10 protein-coding genes are annotated in these 20,097 nt (G+C 42.1%); 4 read left to right on the forward strand and 6 right to left on the reverse strand.

What is annotated here, in order from left to right; translation table 11 throughout:
- The 6 genes from ACM44_RS15070 to ACM44_RS15075 all read right to left on the reverse strand — a co-directional run.
- On the reverse strand, nt 1–103 hold a 103-nt coding region (locus ACM44_RS15070; protein ID WP_152669295.1), incomplete at its 3' end, for a transposase.
- 327 nt (nt 104–430) lie between these two features.
- Nucleotides 431–829: a hypothetical protein gene (locus ACM44_RS13640; protein ID WP_048500612.1), complete on the reverse strand. Its 399-nt coding sequence runs from the start codon at nt 827–829 to the stop codon at nt 431–433.
- Nucleotides 826–4,320 (reverse strand): DUF6443 domain-containing protein, encoded by a 3,495-nt coding sequence (locus tag ACM44_RS13645; protein WP_048500613.1) that lies wholly within the window; start codon nt 4,318–4,320, stop codon nt 826–828. Before ACM44_RS13645 ends, ACM44_RS13640 begins: the two co-directional genes overlap by 4 nt.
- An 11-nt stretch (nt 4,321–4,331) precedes the next feature.
- A complete protein-coding gene (locus ACM44_RS13650) occupies nt 4,332–7,763 on the reverse strand; it encodes a hypothetical protein (RefSeq protein WP_152669381.1) in 3,432 nt (1,143 codons plus the stop codon).
- Nucleotides 7,764–7,767: 4 nt separating this feature from the next.
- Nucleotides 7,768–9,354, reverse strand: a complete 1,587-nt coding sequence (locus ACM44_RS13655) for a T9SS type A sorting domain-containing protein (RefSeq protein WP_241477194.1) — start codon at nt 9,352–9,354, stop codon at nt 7,768–7,770.
- 235 nt (nt 9,355–9,589) lie between these two features.
- The gene (locus ACM44_RS15075) at nt 9,590–9,832 is read right to left on the reverse strand and encodes a hypothetical protein (RefSeq protein WP_316932558.1); all 243 of its coding nucleotides are present in this window, start codon (nt 9,830–9,832) and stop codon (nt 9,590–9,592) included.
- A 633-nt stretch (nt 9,833–10,465) separates the two neighbouring features.
- Between ACM44_RS15075 and ACM44_RS13665 the strand changes: the two genes are divergently transcribed.
- The 4 genes from ACM44_RS13665 (at nt 10,466) to ACM44_RS15805 (ending at nt 19,980) form a co-directional block, all read left to right on the forward strand.
- A complete protein-coding gene (locus ACM44_RS13665) occupies nt 10,466–12,010 on the forward strand; it encodes an IS1182 family transposase (RefSeq protein ID WP_407637858.1) in 1,545 nt (514 codons plus the stop codon).
- A gap of 346 nt (nt 12,011–12,356) precedes the next feature.
- Nucleotides 12,357–13,457: a hypothetical protein gene (locus ACM44_RS14895; RefSeq protein WP_053215479.1), complete on the forward strand. Its 1,101-nt coding sequence runs from the start codon at nt 12,357–12,359 to the stop codon at nt 13,455–13,457.
- The gene (locus ACM44_RS13675) at nt 13,454–13,945 is read left to right on the forward strand and encodes a hypothetical protein (RefSeq protein WP_241477195.1); all 492 of its coding nucleotides are present in this window, start codon (nt 13,454–13,456) and stop codon (nt 13,943–13,945) included. The genes ACM44_RS14895 and ACM44_RS13675 overlap by 4 nt, the downstream gene beginning before the upstream one ends.
- Before the next feature lie 83 nt (nt 13,946–14,028).
- Nucleotides 14,029–19,980 carry an FG-GAP-like repeat-containing protein gene (locus ACM44_RS15805; protein ID WP_048500618.1) on the forward strand — a complete coding sequence of 1,984 codons (5,952 nt, stop codon included), beginning with the start codon at nt 14,029–14,031 and terminating at the stop codon, nt 19,978–19,980.
- Nucleotides 19,981–20,097: the final 117 nt, after the last annotated feature.

The raw sequence follows: 20,097 nt of genomic DNA on the forward strand, positions 1-20,097 counted from the left end.
CCGAGATACCGTACTCGCGGCATATCTCCGCTACTTTCTTGCCTTCCTGCTGGCTCTGGAGCACCTTTAAAATCTGTGCTTCCGTAAATCTTGATTTTTTCATTGCTTTTTCTTGACGTTAAAGTTAATACTCTAATTTTAATCTGTCTGAAAAAAGCAGCCATGTACCCCCAGGCTCATCGAGTCTTCATCCAAATCAATAAAAAGAAATAAGCCATTATTATCTATAAAAATATTTACATATTTTCTTATTTCTTTTGCATTTCTGAAAAAACTGGTGTTTCTTACCACCCAACATGTGTTCTTATTAACTTTCTTCTAGTATCATGTAATGCGTGTCGTTCTACTCTAAATTGTTTATTGATATTAGTGGCTCGTAGGTTTGCTATTTATCTACAGGCACGAGTGAGACGCTCGCGCCAGCATGGGGCTAAACTTCTACAATACTACAATTTAACAATTGCCATTTTCCATTTTTAAAATTTAAATTAACTTCAACGACAGCACCTTCGTTAACAATTTTATACATTAAAAAAAAATTATTAGCACTTCTTTTATAATCTAAAACCTCTATTAAATTGCCTTTTTCATTTGAATTCTCATTTACTAAAACATCAGAGCATTTGATTTGTCGTATTAGAGGGTTTTTTATTCTCTTAAAAACAATACTAACATTTCGACGCTCCTTTATTTCAAAGTGAAAATATTGTTTAGCATCATTGCAAGCATTTAAGGAAATTTCAATAAGGCTTGATATGTCTTCTTTGGTAGAATCTGTTTTGTTAAAACAACTCAACAATAACAGAAAAATCAAAATATAAAATCTCATTTTTTCAATTTTTTAATACTTTCATCTAATTTCTTTTTAGCATCGACGTTATCTTTGGCTTTCTTTTCTTCAAGCTTATTCATTGCTTTTATCATTTCCATATTCTGCTTAAAAAATTTAGCAGACAATATTTTTTGAAAACGCTTGTTAAATTCTGTTCTATTATCTCCTGAATTATAATTTTGGACGCTTTCTCCAAATGCTTCTTCTTCAAACTTTTCTCCTTCCTCTTCAGGATTATCAACTCCATCAACATCATCTCCTCTATGAACATCCTCGTGCAGAATCGAAACAGCAATCAAAAAAATTAAATTAGACTGATCTTCTCCCGAAAGATTATTCGCATTATCTATTGTTCCTGAATTCAAATTAAATTCGCCTGAACCTTTGTTATTTCCTTTATAGCTTGCAAATGCTGGAATATTACTTAAATCTTTAAGATATAAGACAGGGCCCTTTCCGTCTGTTAAATCATTTAAAATACTACGTCGACTCATTTGTCCCCATTTCATCATACTATTAAGGATTTTCTTATCCTGAATTAATGATTTGGCAAAATTAATTGCTCTTTGAATAATTGCACGTTGTTCTTTTGTAGCTTTAGGGTCAATTATGAATCTTCCGTCAGGGTCAATAAATCTAATCGGATTATTTACAGCGTAATTATAAGGAGACCATCTTCTATATTTCTCTGTTAATGGGTCTATCACACCCCATCTTCCAATATCCGGCATATAAAATCTCGCTCCGTAGTCATACATTCCTGTCTCTTGAAGCTCCTTACCGTTGTACTTGTACGCTTCATACGTCACCACCGGATTGTAAACACTACCGCCAAATCTCGGTGAAAGGTTTATGAAGTTTAACCCGAAAGGATAATAATCGTTACTGCTAAGAGCTTCTGCGCTGCCCTCATTAGAGACGTAACTCAGTCTCACATTCCCGAGATGGTCTTTGTACTGGTAAATGTACCTATAATTTTCGTAATCGTAAAAACCTTCCGCCGTGGGGAAAAAGCTCGGGGTTGCCGTTGGCTGGGCGGGAGGTGTGCCGCCCCCGCCGATCACCCGCTGCGCCAGCTCAAGGGCGTCTGCCTGCCCTGCGAGCGCCGCATCGGGATTCTCCCGCAAGACGGCATCTATTTCGTCTGTGTAAGGTATGGTGTAAACAAAGCCGTCTAAATAATCGGTATCTATAACCTGCGCCCTTAGGGTAAATTTCTTGTGCAGCTTCACCCCGTCTGCCCTGTACAGGTATTTCGTCACATGGGTATTCTGGTCGACCTGCTGCGGCAGGTTGAGATGGTTGTAGGCGATATTGCTGATTCCCTTATCGGGCATGGCGATCATGTTTCCGTTGTCGTCATAGGTGATAGAGCCGCCCCCTCCCGGATAGCCGCTGCTGTTTCCCGAAGCATCGGTAATGTTGGTGACCCGGTTTCCTTCATATTCATAGGCGAGGTCGTCCGCCAGAACTGCAGGCTGTCCCCCCAAAAATGGTCTTGCGTTGCGTTTCAGTGTGAGAATGTTTCCGTTCAGGTCATACGTCAGCTGCTCGTTGTAGAGCTTGGAGTCTGTGGTGGTGGTTTGCCATATGGTTTTGTAGTTGGCCTTCGTCAGGCGGCCGAGCTCATCGTAGGAATATTCGTAGCGTTGCGTGCTTTCGCTTTGATACGCCCAATCTACCTCGGCAATATTGCCGTTGTATTTTTTTAAGGCAGTATTGAGCGGGGTGTTGTATCTTATCTTGTAAGAAAACAATCTGCTGTTGTCTATTTCCGATGTGTTGCTCAGATTGATTCCCGTCATCCAGCCTCTGATGTTGTAACTGTATTTGACCTCTTCTATATTGCCGCCTACTTTTTTGGCGGCAAGCTGTCCGATTTCGTTATAGGTGCTTTCGGTGAGTAGTATTTGTGGCGTTTTTCCGACCACTTCGTGGTAGTGTTTCTCCAGGCGGTTTGCGTGGTCGTATTCAAAGTCCTCAACAATATGAACGGGGATTTCCGTATTGATGCGCTTGTGCCATGTTTCTGCCTTTACGGGAACTCCCGAAAAATCCAACTCCGAATAAACCACCGTGCTCCCCCCGAAATGGTTCTGGCTGTGCGTGCCGACCGGTCTTGCCCTGGTGTCGTAAAAGGTATAGGTTTTAGTCCATTTGTCTTCGCCGATATTCTTGACGAATGATGCCAGGGGAAGGGATTTCGCTGAGCGGCTCAGGCTGTCATAGCTCTCGGTGAGGACCGGTTCGCCAAATATTTCGTTCTGTGCGGGATAGGGGGTCCCCGAAGGGTAGCTGTCATAATATTTCACGGAGAGCACGGTTTCCAAGCCGGGATAGTGGTCCTTGGAGTATAGGATGGTCAATCCATTTTGCGTGAAGCCTCTGCCCCTATGCTCGACGACCACCTGGTCGCTGATTTCTTCCTGCATCGTTGCACGGTCATCTCCCGAAGTGATACCCGTATAGACCACCCTTCCGAACTTGTCGTATTTGGTGAAGAGCCACTTTTCGGCCAGCCTTAGGTTGGCATCCTGCGTTAGGACCAGGCGGTCGGCTCTGTCATAGACCATGTGTTCCCAGCCTTTTCCGGGCAGCTTCTTTTCTACCAAACGGCTTCTGCCGTCATACCTGTACTGGTAGCAGAGGTTGTTCAGGGTATCGTCTGCATCCGGACTGGCAATTGTTTGATTGGGTGTGCTGTTAAACTCACTGGATGCCGATGGCGGAATCACATAAACCAAGTGGTTGTATTGGTCATAGATGTAATAGGTGTCCGCATACAGGGTGCCCGGTCCCGGAGCGATGTTTCCAGTTTGGTTATTGCTTCCGTTCCCCAATACTTTTCTGACCAACAAGGTTTGCCCCTCCCCGTTTTTAAATTCATAGGAGACACTGCCGTCTTCATCCGTTAGTTTATTCTTATAGAGCTGTCCCGCAGGATAATGTCCCGATACTTTGAGTTCGCTTATATAGAACGCGTTGTTTTGTATTCCTGTCGTGGTGGTAAATTTTAGGACATCTGCGCCGGTATTGGCCAGGTAGTCAAATTTCACTCGGCGGTTTTGCCAATCGTTTCCCGGCTGTATCTGCTGCTGGATTCTGTCCAATGGAGAGTTCTCGAGTATTTTTTCGGAGTAGATTCTCTCGTTTCCATAGGGTGTGGCTGCCAGGTTGGACAGCGGGTCGGAATAGATCGCCCCGCCTGTGCTGGCGGACTGCGGTACCGGGAGGTAGTCTCGGACCTGCCTGCCGTATTCGTCGTACTCGATGTGGGTCACGACGTCTTTCTGGCCGGGGGATGCCTTCACGTTCACCACCTGTTTAACCCTTCCCAATCCGTCAAAATACTGTACGGACCAGGCCTTTTTTACGCAGTCGGCATCAAGGCAGGTCGTGGCGGAAACATAGTTTTCCGTACTCGTGAGCTGCGCCTTACCCCAAACCGCGGAAATAAATACAAGTATAAATAAAATATGCTTTCTCATCTCTTTGGCCTTTATGGTTTGTAGTGGTACTGGTATTCTTTCAGCATATTCCCGTTGATGTCTTTTACCTCTTTCAGACGGTTTGCGGCATCATAGTTATAATACTCCCTGATTCCCGACGGAGGGGTGATGCTGCGTACACCTATCAGGGGGTCGTAGGTATATGTGGTGATCTGAAAACCCGACAGCTGCGCATCGGTGCGGAAATCGTCCAATGCCGCTAAAAGCGCATTCTCCGAAGCCTCCGTTCCGTAATCAGCGTCATCATCTGATGCTGAAACAATGGAGTCGATTAAATTCTGGGGAATATCCGTAATTTTAGCCAAAATCTGATTGGGCATTGTTGCTCCTTCGATTTTAGCGATAGGTTGGGTTCTTTTGTAACCCCAAATAATCGCAACGGAAGTTCCATCTCCGTTTTCGTCTGGATTTAAGGTGTATTGAATAATGTTTCCGCTGATATCATATTTATATTCAACTTTCGGAATCATGGTTCCGTCTTTTAAATCCTTTTGTAAAATAGAATAGGGTAAAGGTAGGCCCGTACTTTTTAAATTTGCCTCTATGTCATTGGTAGGATAAACCGTTTCTGTTTTGGAAATGGTCTTGGTGGCTCCATTGGCTGTTTTGGTGGTTTCTGTTTCCAATGGAATGCCTATCATATTCTTTTCCTGCAAATATTGATTCCCTTTCTCATGGGCATACTGGTAGTGGTTTTCCAGGACACTGCTGTTGGGGAAGGTGGTCTTCTGGCTTGTGGGTTGGTAGTGCAATGGATTGTTGTAGAAATACTCTGTCACCGTACTTAAGGGGACCCCACCTACGTAGTCGGTGGTTTCAATTTTTGACAGATACTCCCATTCCGGTTGGTCGTAAGATTTCATGATTGACCAGTTAGCTGGATCTGTATCGTGAAAACCGAAAAACGTGAGTGGACAAGGGCGTATATCATAGATGTTCTCTATATCCGCGCATTTAAGATCAAGAGTTCTGTTAGCGGTATAGCTGCTATATTGGGTATTAAATCGTACCGAATCTTTTTTGTGCTGGTAGGTGATTCTCTTTTGAATGATTCCATTTGAATCGTAAAATTCTGTCTTTTTCTCATTGGTCTTGTAATGGTAATTCGAAGTATTTGAAAATGATGTGGGAATAAACTGAATACTGACTGGAAGTTTAGACTGATTTTTTTCAAAATAATGGGCTATAGATCCCTTTTCTGTTCCTGATTCGGACAGCTCTTTTTCAATCACTTTAAAATAGGTGTAGAATTCTCCGAAATTATTTCTTAATGACCAGCGTGGGCTTGAACTTAAAAAATAGGAAACTGTACTGTATGCGTTAACCACATTGTTATTGAAATCCAACAGGCCAATCATGTTGATTTTCTGATTGAAAGTAGAAATGGGCTTAACTACATCATTATCCGAATTGACAATTGTAAAATCACCATCTTCATATTCATATTTTTTTGTTGATACTAAGCTGTCGGTATGGTCAAAGCTCTTTATTGTGTCTATTCGTAATCCCCCTGCTTCTACATAATCTCCATCAACAGGCGGAGTACTATAATATAAAAAACTCACTTTGCTATTTGCACATCGTTTTGTAAACATTTCAATTTCATATTGTTTACCTGCCTCAAGATATGCATATATTCTTTCTTGAGCATCTTCAATGAAGAAGTCAGAATCTCCCAATGGAAAATAGAGAACATCTTTTTGTACTGTTAAACCTAAATCTGTAATATGATTAAATGAAACTTGACTGCCATTGCTGAGATTTCTTATTGAAAAAAGGAGTGATGTACCTTCAATTGTTTCTCCACAAGTAAAATCCCCTTTTGTATATATTGCTGTATGTATATAAAGTTTTTGGTCAAAAGGAACTGATATAGTTCGTTTAACTGAAACTGCACCTCCCGAACTAGTGGCTTCACGTTCAATAACACCTTCTGTATAAGGAGGATAGATTTTTTCTTTGTTGGTAGTAAGATTTCCTTCATAGGTAAATTCTGTATAACCTTTAGTCGGGTATATTATTTTACTTAAAGTGCCGTTTTTGGCAAATGCCTTATTGGGTTTTCTGTCACCGGTAACTTTATGGGTTAAATTAATAAAGTCAGTTTCTGTCGGGCTTACCGACGGATATTCGGGCAAATTGTTGTAATCTAACAATGAATTATAGATAAATTTGGTGTTGTTTTTCCCGTTGTAATATCCTAATATATCTTGCGCAAAGGAGAACCTGTTAGGAAGCTTATCCGGATTATAGTATTCAAATGAATACGAGGATGAGTTTTCCGGAGAATCATCATGAAAAGTAATTGATTTTAAAAAGGGACGTGAGATGGGCACAGAATGCGAATGCGCGCCTATGTTATTAGATGGATACTCATCATAAGCAAATGCAATATTCTGTACGGTAACCGCACTCTTTACGGTAACGGATTGAAGTTTGGGGAAATCCTCGCTTTCGATAATATTTTCAAATTCACCGATTTGGAAATTTATTTCAAAATCATCTCCCGCTATACGCAAAGGGGTTGCGACATATGCTATCGTATTAAAATTGCGGGATTCGGCGGGATAAACCATGGGTGTTCCGGTTTCTGTACCGGATATGGCTCTGTATCCTATTTCAGCGGTTTGGCTATAACCATCAGTGTACCAAATTCTGTTCCTCTGATAAAAGATTCTAAACCTTCTTCCATCAGGATAAATGACTTGCGACAGGAACCAAGCGTTAATATGCCTTACCCTTGAAGGAAAACCGCCTATCTGATTAGGCCTGGAGTTGCTGGTTTCAACACCTCCATTCCCTCCAAAAAAATACTTTGTTCCATTCGGTGTAATTACTCTTAATTTATGCGAGCTAACTAATGAGTCTCTTAGTGGATTTATTATTTCAATTTTCAAATCATCGACGGTCAATTTAGTGACCTCCAAATTTTCATCAAGCATAAATTTAGTTTGATATCCATCCACATTTAAAGTAAATAGATCCCTCTCGGAATCAACTCGATCACCATTTAGGGTGTTGCCAATGTGAAAGTTGTCACTGCCCATAATTGGTAGATTAATGTTGTACATTCGAGCTGAATTATCCTCATCCGGAAAATCCCTTATGGTCCTTGTAATGGACCCTAAGTTCAAACTCCAACCCATGCCTAAGCTAGTGGGCATCTCATCTACCCGCAATCCCTGCGATGAGTAATATATCTTCACCTCAAAGCTATTTGAACCCATGGGGATTGTAAATAAAGGAACGGAGGGGGTTATCACTCCTGAGCTTAGGTTTACGGGTACCATCCCGTATTTTTCAAATGCCGCGGAATTAGGGCTTGGTGGGGTGCTATTGAAGTAGCTGTTAACTTGAGCCTGCCCAAGGGTTTGGAAAAAAAAGGACAAAAATATGATTACCATTTTTGTTTTTCTTCTCATCACTTTATTTTTTAATAATTTTACTGTTCACAGATTTTTTTTCGGTGGTAGCGCTGACGATGTACACCCCCTGCGGTAAACCTGCGGTGTTGATTTTGGTTATTCCATTTTTGCTCTTCAGGGTTTGAAGGCGCCTTCCGCCCATGTCGTTCAGGGCGATCTCCGCTTCTCCGGCAAATTCAAAACCGATCTCCACGTAGCAGTAATCCTCCACGGGATTCGGGTAGATCAATAATTCGTTCCTTTCAATCAAGTCATCTAAATCCTTGTCTCCGAGCTTTACAATTTTCCAGTTCTCCTGTCCCAACTCTTCTGTGCTTGTCCCCCCCAAAATGAACGAGCCGTCCCGTCCGAGCTTTGCGCTGACCAGCCGCTCCTCTTTCATTTTGGACTTCCCTTCCACATACTTCCGCCAGACCTCCCTTCCGCCCCTGTCCAGGTAGAGCATCCAGAAGGTTTCGTCATTTTTTTCGACACGCCCTTCACTTTGGGTGTAGCCGCCGATCAAGAACCCTTTCGTGTGATGTCCTTTTATATCATTTACCGCATTCTGGCTCATCAGTACGTCTCTGTTCCCGAAACTGTACGATTTCTGCCATTCTTCGTTTCCGCTTTCATCTACTGCGATCAACCAGAGGTCGGTTCCTTCTTCCAGCGTGGTTCTTTTGTTTCCCGATGGCTGCGAGCGGCTTTCCCCTCCGATAAGGTAGCCCGAATCGGTCAGTGAAAGTGTCCTGATCCTGTCGTCGTCTTTTCCGCCGAAACTTTTGTCCCATTGAAGAAGTCCGTCTTTATCGAGCTTCACCACCCAGTAGTCCCCCTCTCCGAAATTTTCGCTCTTTTTCGCGATACGGATCATGGGAGCTTCCCCTTCCGGAACGGGGGCTGAAGAGGATGCCGAATTGGTGAGCGATTTTCCCGCTCTTGAGTAAATGCCCAGCAAAACACCCCCATCGTTGGTGGAAATCATTGTTTCCACTTCTTCCTGTCCGGTTCCTCCCAGAATGATCTGTGCTTTCACTTTCCCAGTTTTATCTAGTCGCGCCACAAAGGCGTCTTTTCCGCCGAAACCTTCCTTGGAGGAATGAATATCTCCCACTGCGAAATAGCCCAGGTCGGCGGTCTGCGCCACCGATTTGGCCTCCTCGTTCCTTTTGGTTCCTAAGGTTCTCTGCCATTCCTCATCCCCGGCCTCATTAATCTTGATCAGCCAAATATCCGATCCGCCAATGGACTTTTCCTTCTTGTCTCCGGATTGACCGGAGTAGGAGGTACCCGCAATTATGGACCCGCCCTCCCGCGTTGCGGCGGTTGCGGCGAGGTAGTCGTGTCGGTTTCCTGCGAAGTATTTTTCCCAGACCTTGTTGCCTTGCTGGTCGAGTTTCAGGAGCCTGTAGTCGTAGCCGTTGTTCTGCGCGCCTTCCCCCACGGCGAAGCTCCGGGGGTTGATGGAGCTCCCCGATACCAGGTACTGGCCGTCGGGGGTGATGGATACCTGGGTGAGGAAGTCCTGGGTGGAGGACTGGAGGTCTTTCTGCCAGACGGTCTTTGATTCCTGTGCGCAGAGGGGCGTTCCGAGGGCTGCGGACATCGCGTAGAGCAAAAGCTTCTTCATGGGAGGTGTGGTTTTTAATTCCGCACCAAGTTAACATTTTTTAAGAGTCGAAATTCAAGTGGTTGATAATTTTGTTAAATTTTCCCAAAATTTGGAATGGGTTTAAATAAGGTTCCACAGCGATGAGGATTTTTGGGTGGCGGAGAGTGGTTTAGCCTGTCTGCCTGAAGGCAGATGGTTTAGCCTGGCGAGAGTTAGCCTGGAGGGTGTTTCAGTCGCGGATGACTTCTCTAACGGACTCGTAGGGGATCCCCATGTAGGTGCAGAATTCCTGTACGGTGAGGAACTGGTGTTCGGGTTTGTTGAGGGAGGTCTTGATTTTCAGGATCAGGTCGCGGCTGTAGCGTTCACTTTTGCCGGTGATGAGCTGGATGTCTTTGGGATAGATGCAGATGCGGGTAGTTCTTGGTTTCATCGGTGTAGTTTTCTTTGCTGAACAAAGGTTGGTAAACAAAATGAAACCTTTTCGGTAGGAGGGCGGTAGTACCGAAAGATTTTTTATGCAGATGAAAAATTATATAGGGAGGAACCCTATATGTAAGCTATCAAAAAAAGCAACTAAGTACCTTACCATTTAATAATTCTTCTTCGTGAATATAAGTGTATAAAGGTTTAAAAATAGCAAAAAGTTATTTGGCTACGCCGAACCACTTCGTTAGGTTTCCGAAAATTTCCGGGCTTTTAGGGGCCCCAAATTTTTCAGAATAACTTTTCAACTTACACACTTTGCGGGATAGTTCCGCTGTACCAGAAATAATGATCAAACTGAGCGCTTTATTCAAAATAAATGGAGGACCTAAGGTGCCACTACAATATTTTTAATTAAGCTTTTTTATGTATCATCTCAACGAACCCATGTACTGCCTGCCAGGAGTTCTGCAGCTACACGGCCATCCCTGAAGAATCCGCCAAAGAAATCATCCGCGACTGCCCCTCCAACCTGCCAGTCGATAGAGCGGTTTGGCCGCTAAGCCGCCCGGCCAGTCCCAAAGCGAGGCTGTCTCAATACCAGAGGCAGCTTTTTTCGTTTAATTATCTAATTTTTTCTTGTGTAATTAGGTTATTTTCACTATCTTTATGGTTGATAATCAACAAGATGCGACCTACTTTTAAAGACTACAATCAGAATCAAGCCTGGCTTTTTCCACCATCTATTGACGAGCTTATTCCAAAAGATCATCCGGTTAGAATCGTGGACCGGGTTTTAGAACAAATCGATTTGCGTGAACTAATTAGCACCTACCATGCGGAAGGTAAACCGGGGTATCATCCCAAGATGCTCCTCAAAGTAATGGTCTATGCTTATATGGATAATATTTACTCTAGTCGCAAGATTGAAAAAGCGCTGAAGGAGAACGTCAACTTCATGTGGCTTTCGGGTCGTGCACAGGTCGATCATAACACGATCGCCCGTTTTAGAAGTGAGCGCTTAGTGGGTATCTTCAAGAATGTTTTTAAGCAAGTGGTCTTGCTTCTGGCGGAGGAGGGTTTGGTTACTTTAAAGCGTGTGTATACGGATGGAACGAAGATTGAATCGGTAGCAGGTCGCTATACTTTTGTTTGGGGCAATGCCGTCAAGACGCGTAAAGAGAAGATGCAGCAGCAGCTGGAGGAGATGTGGGATTATGCACAGAGTATTGCTGATGAGGAAGACAAAGATCCAGAGCCCCCCGACTTTAAAGCGGTAGATCCCAAGAAGATTGAGCAGACAGCCAAGAAGATCAACAAGATTTTAAAAAACAAATCCTCTCAGGTAGAACCAAAGAAGAAGGCCAAGGGAAGGTATATCGAAAAGAATTTTCCAGAGAATCTTAAGAAATATCAAGAGCAGGAGCAAATCCTTCAAGAGAGAAACTCCTTCAGTAAGACCGATACCGATGCTACTTTTATGCGCATGAAAGATGATCATATGCAGAACGGTCAGCTTAAGCCAGGCTACAATGCACAGATCAGTACCGAGGAGCAGATTATTATCAACTACACCCTCCATCAGGATGCCAATGACCTGCATACCCTAAAGCCCCACTTAGAATCCCATCAGGAACTCTATGGAAGTTTACCCGAAGAATTGATTGCTGATGCGGGCTACGGTAGCCAAGAGAATTACGAGCTTTTGGAATCAAAAGGGATAGAAGGCTACGTAAAGTTCCCCACTTTTGATCGAGAGCAGAAGCTAGCGGGTCGAAACAAAGGAATTAAAGTGTTCGATCGGGATCAACTTTACTATAATCCAGAGAAAGACTTCTACGTCTGCCCTATGGGACAACGAATGGATTTTAAAGGAGTGAAGCGAACACGCACAAAATCAGGATATGCGCAAGAAAACCACTATTATCAAGCCAAACACTGTGAGGGTTGCCCTCTAAGGGGAAGTTGTTTTAAGGGAAGTGGGAATCGAACCGTACAGCGAAACCCTCAATTAGAATACTACAAGGAGAAAGTACGAGAAAAACTTCTGAGCCAAGAGGGTGAAAAGCTTCGAAAAAAGAGAACCGCAGATGTAGAACCTACGTTTGCACAATTAAAACACAACCGAAAGTTCACACGATTTACCTTAAGGACTCTTCCCAAAGTTGAAATCGAGTTCGGATTACACGCTTTAGCCCACAATATCAAGAAAAGGATCGCATAGAGGTCCTGTCTTGGTACCAAAGTATTAGAAAACCCAAAAATAAACCTCCAAAAATCTAAAAACAATTGAAAATCAAAAAAACCGTCCCAATTTACTTATCGGGACGGCTACCTCCGACACCGATGCCCGAAGTTTCACCGCTCTGAAATAGGGGGGATTTCTTTTCCCGTGCCGAAAAAAGGGTCGGGTCAGGTTTGTTCGGGAGGGAATTTTCCTGCTCATGGGCATGCGAAATTAATTTCGTGGCGTCTGAATGTCCCTAAATAGGAGGCTTTAGTCTTTTTTTATGAAAAACATGTTTATATCATAAATAAATGTTAATTTTTCCTCATCAAAAAAATAGACAATGAAAAGAACATTATTATTTGCATCCGTAATTTTCACCACATTATTCCGAGCGCAAAATATAGCTTTCGATAAACTGTACGGAAATTCCGCACCCGAATATTATTCGATAGGGCACTACCCTGTCCTTGGCAACGACGGTCTGCTTATCAAATGGAATGGGGGCATAAGGCTTGCCACAGACGGCTCGACTGCGTTGCAAGTGTTGCGAAATAACAATGTCGGGATCGGGACCGAGGCCCCGCAGGAAAAGCTTACCGTTTTTGGGGGCCATGAGAACAGCAGGATTTTATTGAGTTCTGCGGGAAACGGGTCCGACCAGCCCGCCAATCTGGTGTTGTGGGCGTCCGAGCCAGCGGTGACCTATACTGGGGTGGGAATCGGTAACAACATCAGCAATTATCTAAACGAGACGGCGTTCACCAGAATTAATAATTCAAGGGGTGGGTCCTACATCAGGCTGCTGGAAAACGAGGTCAACTTCAACCTTGTTTCCAATACTGGAGAAAAAAGGCAGAGGCTTACGGTGTCAGCTTCGGGGATTGCGGCAGATGGAGAGGTGGTGGCTGACGGAGGCGGTCTGCTTAGTTCAATGTCAAGCGCCGGGGGAGGGAGCGTCAGCCTGGTCAATCCATCAAAAACTGGTACCCTGATCAGTAATTGGAAGATCTATAACATGACTGGAGGATATGGCAATTCGCTGCAATTCTGGAGCTATTCGGCAGACGGCAGCATCGTTGCACCGCGCCTCAAGCTGTCCGATGATGGCAATATGGCGCTCCTTGGAAAATTCGAGGCCAAGGAAGTAAAGGTAACCACAACCCCGACGGCGGACTTCGTCTTCGATGAGGGTTACACGCTGCCGAAGCTCGAGGAGGTGGAGCGGCATATCAGGGAGAAGAAGCATCTGCCGAATATCGCCTCCGCGAAGGAGATGGAGCGGGACGGCGTGAACATCGGCGAATTCCAGATCAGTCTGCTGCAGAAGGTCGAAGAACTGACCCTCTATATCATCGCGCAGGAAAAGACAATCAAGGCGCAGCAGGAAAAGCTGGAGCAGCTGGAGCAAAGCGTAAACAAAAAAGAAAAGCCTAAGCCATGAACAGATCCCTTCCACTTATCCCGCTACTGTTTTTTTCGCTGTGCCTGGATGCGCAGTTCGGCACCACCGCGGTGCCGCAGCCCACGGGATCCATCATCTTCCAGTATGACGATGCCGGCAACCAGGTTTTCAGGGGGTATTACTGTGCCAACTGCAACGTCGGTGGGAGCAAACCCGCTCCCGAAACGAATGAGGGTGCTGGCAAGGCCAACGTGACCGAGGACGAGTTTTCGGGAGAGATCCATATCTACCCCGTGCCGGTGCGGGATGTTCTCACGGTGGCCTGGACGGAGAAGGTGGATCACCTGATCGCCGAGGTGAGCCTCTACGAGCAGAACACGGTGCACTGGAAGTTCCAGCAGAAAAACCTACCCGGCACCAATAGGGAGGTCGGGATCGATATGTCTGGCTACTATATGGGTGTTTACGTCGTTACGTTCCGGCTGAGGGACGGAAGGACGATTTCCAGGAACATCACCAAACTGTAGGGACAAGGCGACAACAGTCCCAAGCAATGGGCAGAAAGCAAAGAAATCACTTGAGCAAAATTTTCACACTCTATTTTTAGCTAATGACAAAGATCTATTCCCTTCTGTATATCCTTATCTCGGGATCCCTCTTTTCCCAGACTATCCTTAACCAGCAGGAAGGCGCGAGCCGCACGGTGCAGGATCCCAACGTTGTGGTTCTTGCGCCGGGATTCCACGCCACCTCGTCTTTATCCGACCCGTTTGTGGCAAAGATCGGTGCGGCCACCGAGAACGGAGGCGGCGGCCCGACCACACCGTCGACGGCAGGGTCTGGGAACCCGAGCGGCACCACATCGCCGCAGGGAACCAGCTTCCACGACACCCAGGGAAACATCGAGGTGAACGGCGGCGGACAGCTGCAGTTCACACTCCCCATCGCGCTGCCGCCCGGTGTGAGGAGCGTGGGGCCGCAGATCAATCTGGTCTATACCAGCGGCTCGGGTAACGGCATCGCGGGATACGGCTGGAACATATCGGGGATTACCGCCATTTCGAGGGTGGGGCGGAATATCGAGAGGGACGGCGAGGTCCGAGGCATCCAGCTGGACTACTCGGACTACTACAGCTTCAACGGGCAGCGGCTGGTCCTGAAGTCTGGCGAATACGGGAAGGACGGAGCTGAGTATGTGACGGAGAAGTTCTCGAATGTTAAAGTCAGGAGTGTGGGCTCCATTGCGGGCCAGCAATGGAAAGGGCCGGAATATTGGGAGGTGACCTTCGAGGACGGCTCGCAGGCGTGGTATGGCGGAGTCAATGGCGGGTCGGGCAACGCGAGGACCCCGATGGAATACAACATCGTGAAATGGAGGGATGCGCAGGGTAACTATATCACCTATAATTATACCCAGTCTAACAATGTGGCGGTTATTTCCTCTATCCAGTGGGGAGGTAACGAGACGCTGTCGAAAGCACATTTTAATGATATACAACTTACTTACACCGATAGGGATTTATTTGAAGGTAGCTATGTAAATGGTATACAATTTATCCAGCAAAGAATACTTACCGAAATTATAGTTAATGCAAGTGATAGCTTATTTAAAAAATATGAAATTGCTTATAAAAAACAAGGTTCAAATTATCATGTTGTAGATTACATAAGAGAAAAAAATTCTATTAATCAAGAAGCCAATGCCGTAGTTTTTGAAAATATCATTGATGTAACAGCATCAAATACATTCAGGCAAGATAGCAGATATGATGACATTTATGGGATGTATGTAAAGTCGGGAGATTTTGATGGAGACGGACAACTAGACTTTATAAATCATAAAAAACTAATGTTATCGCGGCTTAATGGAAATAATAAATTTATTAATGTTGATTATGAAGGACACATTATCACCATAACAACAACTAAACAAAATAATACTTTATTAAATAGACAAAGTATTGTAACCTATAAGGCAGAGACAGCCACTTTGAACTTTTATTATCTTAATGCTAATGAAATTTTAGAAAAATATAGTTCAATTTCTTTCGATTTATCAGAAACTGACTACTATTTTGATGGAGGATGTGTCCCCGATGATGAAGATGGTTTTTGTGCTCCGTCATATCTGGGTTTTAAGGAAATAGTTCAAGAAGGGGATTTTAATGGAGATGGTTTATCGGAAATATATTTGTTAATCAATTCTGAAACAGTTTGTAACTGCTTTGATAAGTATGGATTTCATGGAGTTACATATTATCAGCAACACTCAAAAATTGGGATATATGTGAATACGGCTGATAATTCATATAGAGTAATTAACCAATATTTTGACCCTATAGGTGTTGCTGATACAAATGGTAATGGAAAAACTGAATTAGTATCAATAGGTAATAATACTATCTTTTTTTCGGAACTTGATGAAATCGGGAGTTTTGAAGTTATTTCACAAACACAGAAAGAGTCCTTCGGTGAAATTCTTTATTTTGGAGATTTCAACGGCGACGGAAAAACAGATATTTTAGCACCAATTGCAAATGATTCTTCCGATTGGCGAATGTATATATCAACAGGAAACGGTTTTAGAAAAGAATATTATTCTAATTTTTTCTTGTATCAACCGTTTTGGCAAGGACCACCAAGAAAAAACAGAAATATCGCAAGAACTTATTCAACTTCTGACTTAAATAAAGATGGTAAGAGTGATTTTGTAATTTTCGAGTCACAAGTTTGGTATCGAGATTGTGCTACATGCTGGAATAACCCTGATTCCAGCTATGGTTTTAATTATTTGAGAAACGAGGGAGTTGATGCTACAGGAAAACCAATCTTTTCAAATGTATATAGTTTAGCCCCTAAAGAACTTGACTGGGATGGTGAAGATATTAACTATTCAATGTATGGAGAGCATTATATTCCTCTTTTTGGGGATTTTAGAATTAGGCAATTCAATACTAATTTTGCGATTATTCATAAAACAAAGTTAATCACCTGGGATCTAGGAAGCAAGCTCAATCAAATTTCAAAAATAAAATCCATTACTCAGGGAGGAGTAAAAACAGATATTGAATATGCTGCATTAACCTCTGCGGGGAATATTTATACATCCTATTATGGTACAAATCCTGTTCAATATCCTTTCGCGAACGTAACAGAAAATGTGCATTATGAAGTGGTTTCGAAACTTACTCAAGGATTACGAAATCAAGAGTTTCGTTATAGAGACTTCATAGGTCATTTGTTTGGCAGAGGCATGGTAGGTTTCCGCCAAACTGCACGGTCAACATGGTATGCTTCAGGATATGAAAATACCAAAATTTGGAGTGGTTCAGAAATAAATCCTCTCAATGAAGGATTACCTTTTAAAGATTGGTCTATTAAAACAGCAGATGAAAATAGTATTTTTCCAGCTGATATTTCTTTAAATAATGGACAGTTATTATCGTTTAAACAATATGAATATAAAATTGATAAATTACTTAATGGAACAGTAGTTACGAGCTATAATGATGTAGATAAATCAAAAATTGTAACAGCAATCAATCCTCATATTACAACCTCAAAAGATTTTCAGAAAGATATAAAAACAGTACATACTGTTGTAAATTACGATAATCTTTATCTTCCTACAAAATCTATAACCGTTATAAATGATGGATTTGCCATTACTACTGCGGAAGTAGCATACAATGCTGCGATAACCACAGGAACAAACTATAGTGTCGGAAAACCATTATGGAAAAAAGAAACAATACAGGCTTATGGTGACACAAAAGGAGCAAAAGAAGAATACACCTACACGGGTAATTTATTAACAAAAAAACGGACTTTCGACAGGAATAATTCAGAATATATTGACGAAACATATCTTTATGACGATTTTGGAAACATTATTCAGAAAGAAATTGAAAACCCGAGTAATAATGATGCGGTTGCAGCTGCCACTACCAAATTGCAATATGATGATAAGGGAAGATTTGTTATTAAAAAAACGGATAACCTAGGTCTTGAAACCCATATTACTTATAATAACTGGGGACAAATTTTTACACAAACCGATTCGTTTAATAATACACTTACCAATACCTATGATGACTGGGGAAAACTACTAACTTCCAAAACTAATCTTGGAGGTACAACATCCTATACCTACGAAAAATTAAGCAATGGCGATAGTAAAGTAACTGAGTACTCCCCTAATAATGATCAAAAAATCACATATACCAATAAGTTAGGGCAAATTTACAAATCATCGGTAAAAGGGATATCAGATGGTACTTTTGTTTCTCAAGAAGTTCTGTATGACGTTTTAGGAAGAAAATTCAAAGAAAGTGAACCTTATTTTGAAGGCACATCTGCAACCCAATGGAGCAAAACAGAATATGATGATTATTCCCGCCCGATAAAAGTAACATCGTTTACAGGAAAAATTATTGAAACGGTATATAACGGGAGAACTGCAACAGCTACTGAAACTAATGCAAATAATCGCTTTAAAACACAGGTTTATGATCCCATTGGTAATATATCATCAACTACAGATAAAGGAGGAACTATTAATTTCAAATACAATGCAGTAGGTGAAAATATTGAATCTAAATACGGAGCCAATATTGTAAAGATAGGCTATGATCATTGGGGAAGAAAAAACTTCTTTTACGATCCTTCTAATTCTAAAGATGAAGCCCACGCTTACCAATATAAATATAATGGTTATGGACAGTTAACTCATGTAATTAGTCCCAAAGGACATAAATATTATAAATACAATTCTAAAGGACAGCTTTACCAGCAAAATGAAAATTCCAATGATAATGTATCGACCAATAAAAATGTAATTTTTGAATATTCTACAAAAGGTTTAATAACTAAGAAATATGGAACAAGTAATGGGAATTCCTATAGTTCTTATGTAAATTATGACAGTCAGGGTAGGGTTCTATCTTCCGGGGAGGAAAGTAATGGTAAATATTTTCTTAAAAAAGGAATAACCTATGATGACACGGGAAGGGTCGTTTCTTATGAAAAGGGTTTGTATTCTTCCGGAATTTACACCAAAACTGTAATAGAAAATGTTTACGGAAGCTGGAATGGCGATATATACCAGCTAAAAGATAAGGCTTCGGGTAAAACATTGTGGGAATTAACAGAAACCAATGCCAAAGGAAGTGTTCTGAAAGCCAAATTTGGAGGAACAAGTATAGAAAACACTTATAATACAAATAATTTCCTTACTGACGTATTACATAAAAATACCGCCAATACTAATACGGTTCTGCAATTATCCTATGCTTTCAATGCTATTAAAAATGAGCTGAATAGCAGAACCACAGGTGGAAGTCTGAATATTTTAGAAACCTTCGATTATGACGAAAATAACAGATTGCTGAACTGGACGAATCCTAGGACTGGACAGGTCTCGAATAATGTATATGATTCACAAGGAAGAATTAAAGAAAACGATCAGTTAGGAATTATCAAATTTGATAATGCAACAAAAATTTATCAACCCACAGGTTTCACATTAAACCCAGCTGGGCAACAAAATATTGCAAGCGACCTTCTCCAGAAAATCACTTATAATGAAAACAATGACCCTGTATTTATAGATGGAGTAAATGGCGACGTTGCTTTTGAATACGGATTAAATTCTATGCGACAAAAGGTTACCTATGGAGGGAATTTTGGTAAAGGAAATAATGGAAAATACACTAAATTTTATAGCGAAGACGGAGGCTATGAAATCGTATTAGATCATGCCACAGGAAAAGAAAAACATGTTATCTATATTGGAGGATCACCTTATGATAGCAATATCATTTATTTTAAAAATTACCAAGAAGCCACCGCTTCCTATAAATTTTTACATAAAGATTACTTGGGAAGCGTTTTGGCAATAACGGATGAAGCAGGTAATGTTTTAGAGCAAAGGCATTTCGATGCCTGGGGAAATTTAACACTCTTTAAAATAATCGGAATCGACCAGGACGTTAAACAGTTCAATGATCTATCATTATTAGACAGAGGTTATACCTCTCATGAGCATTATACGGAGGTCGGCATCATACACATGAATGGCAGATTGTATGACCCTTTGCTAAGAAGATTCTTAAATGCAGATGAAAACATACAGGACCCACACAACACGCAGGTTTACAATAAATATGCTTATGTTATTAATAATCCTTTATTATATAATGACCCTAGTGGAGAATTTTTCGGAATAGATGATGTTTTAATAGCCGTAGGAATAGCCATACTTACCTCCGTTGCTACCGATTATTACCTAAACAGACCGGTAAATTTTGGGAGCATGTTCCAATCGGTGATAATGTCTGTAATGTCTGCAGGAATGGCAAATGGTATTGGAGATGTTTTTAGAGTTGGTGGAAAAATTGCGGAAGCATTAGGAAAAACGGGAACTATGATAGCAAGAGCCGGCGCTCATGCAATAACCCAGGGTGTTTTTTCTTCTGTTCAGGGTGGTAACTTTTGGAGTGGTGCATTAAGTGGAAAAAACGGTCAAATTGACCACCTGATTTCGGAGCAAAGTGACCAGTGAATTTCGGTTTAAATTGACCACCGAGATTCGGAGCAAATTGACCACCTGATTTTCTTTCCATTTTCATTCATTTTAGCTTGTCTTTTTTCATGATGTTAAGCTCATAAATTCGCTGTA

The sequence above is a fragment of the Chryseobacterium koreense CCUG 49689 genome (genome assembly GCF_001045435.1).
GTDB lineage: Bacteria > Bacteroidota > Bacteroidia > Flavobacteriales > Weeksellaceae > Kaistella > Kaistella koreensis.

Excerpts from the sequence above, each read along its gene's own strand:
- ACM44_RS13675 (WP_241477195.1), top strand. The coding sequence starts at position 13,454 with ATGAACAGATCCCTTCCACTTATCCCGCTACTGTTTTTTTCGCTGTGC.
- ACM44_RS13640 (WP_048500612.1), bottom strand. The coding sequence starts at position 829 with ATGAGATTTTATATTTTGATTTTTCTGTTATTGTTGAGTTGTTTTAAC.
- ACM44_RS13650 (WP_152669381.1), bottom strand. The coding sequence starts at position 7,763 with ATGAGAAGAAAAACAAAAATGGTAATCATATTTTTGTCCTTTTTTTTC.
- ACM44_RS15805 (WP_048500618.1), top strand. The coding sequence starts at position 14,029 with ATGACAAAGATCTATTCCCTTCTGTATATCCTTATCTCGGGATCCCTC.
- ACM44_RS14895 (WP_053215479.1), top strand. The coding sequence starts at position 12,357 with ATGAAAAGAACATTATTATTTGCATCCGTAATTTTCACCACATTATTC.
- ACM44_RS13645 (WP_048500613.1), bottom strand. The coding sequence starts at position 4,320 with ATGAGAAAGCATATTTTATTTATACTTGTATTTATTTCCGCGGTTTGG.
- ACM44_RS13655 (WP_241477194.1), bottom strand. The coding sequence starts at position 9,354 with ATGTCCGCAGCCCTCGGAACGCCCCTCTGCGCACAGGAATCAAAGACC.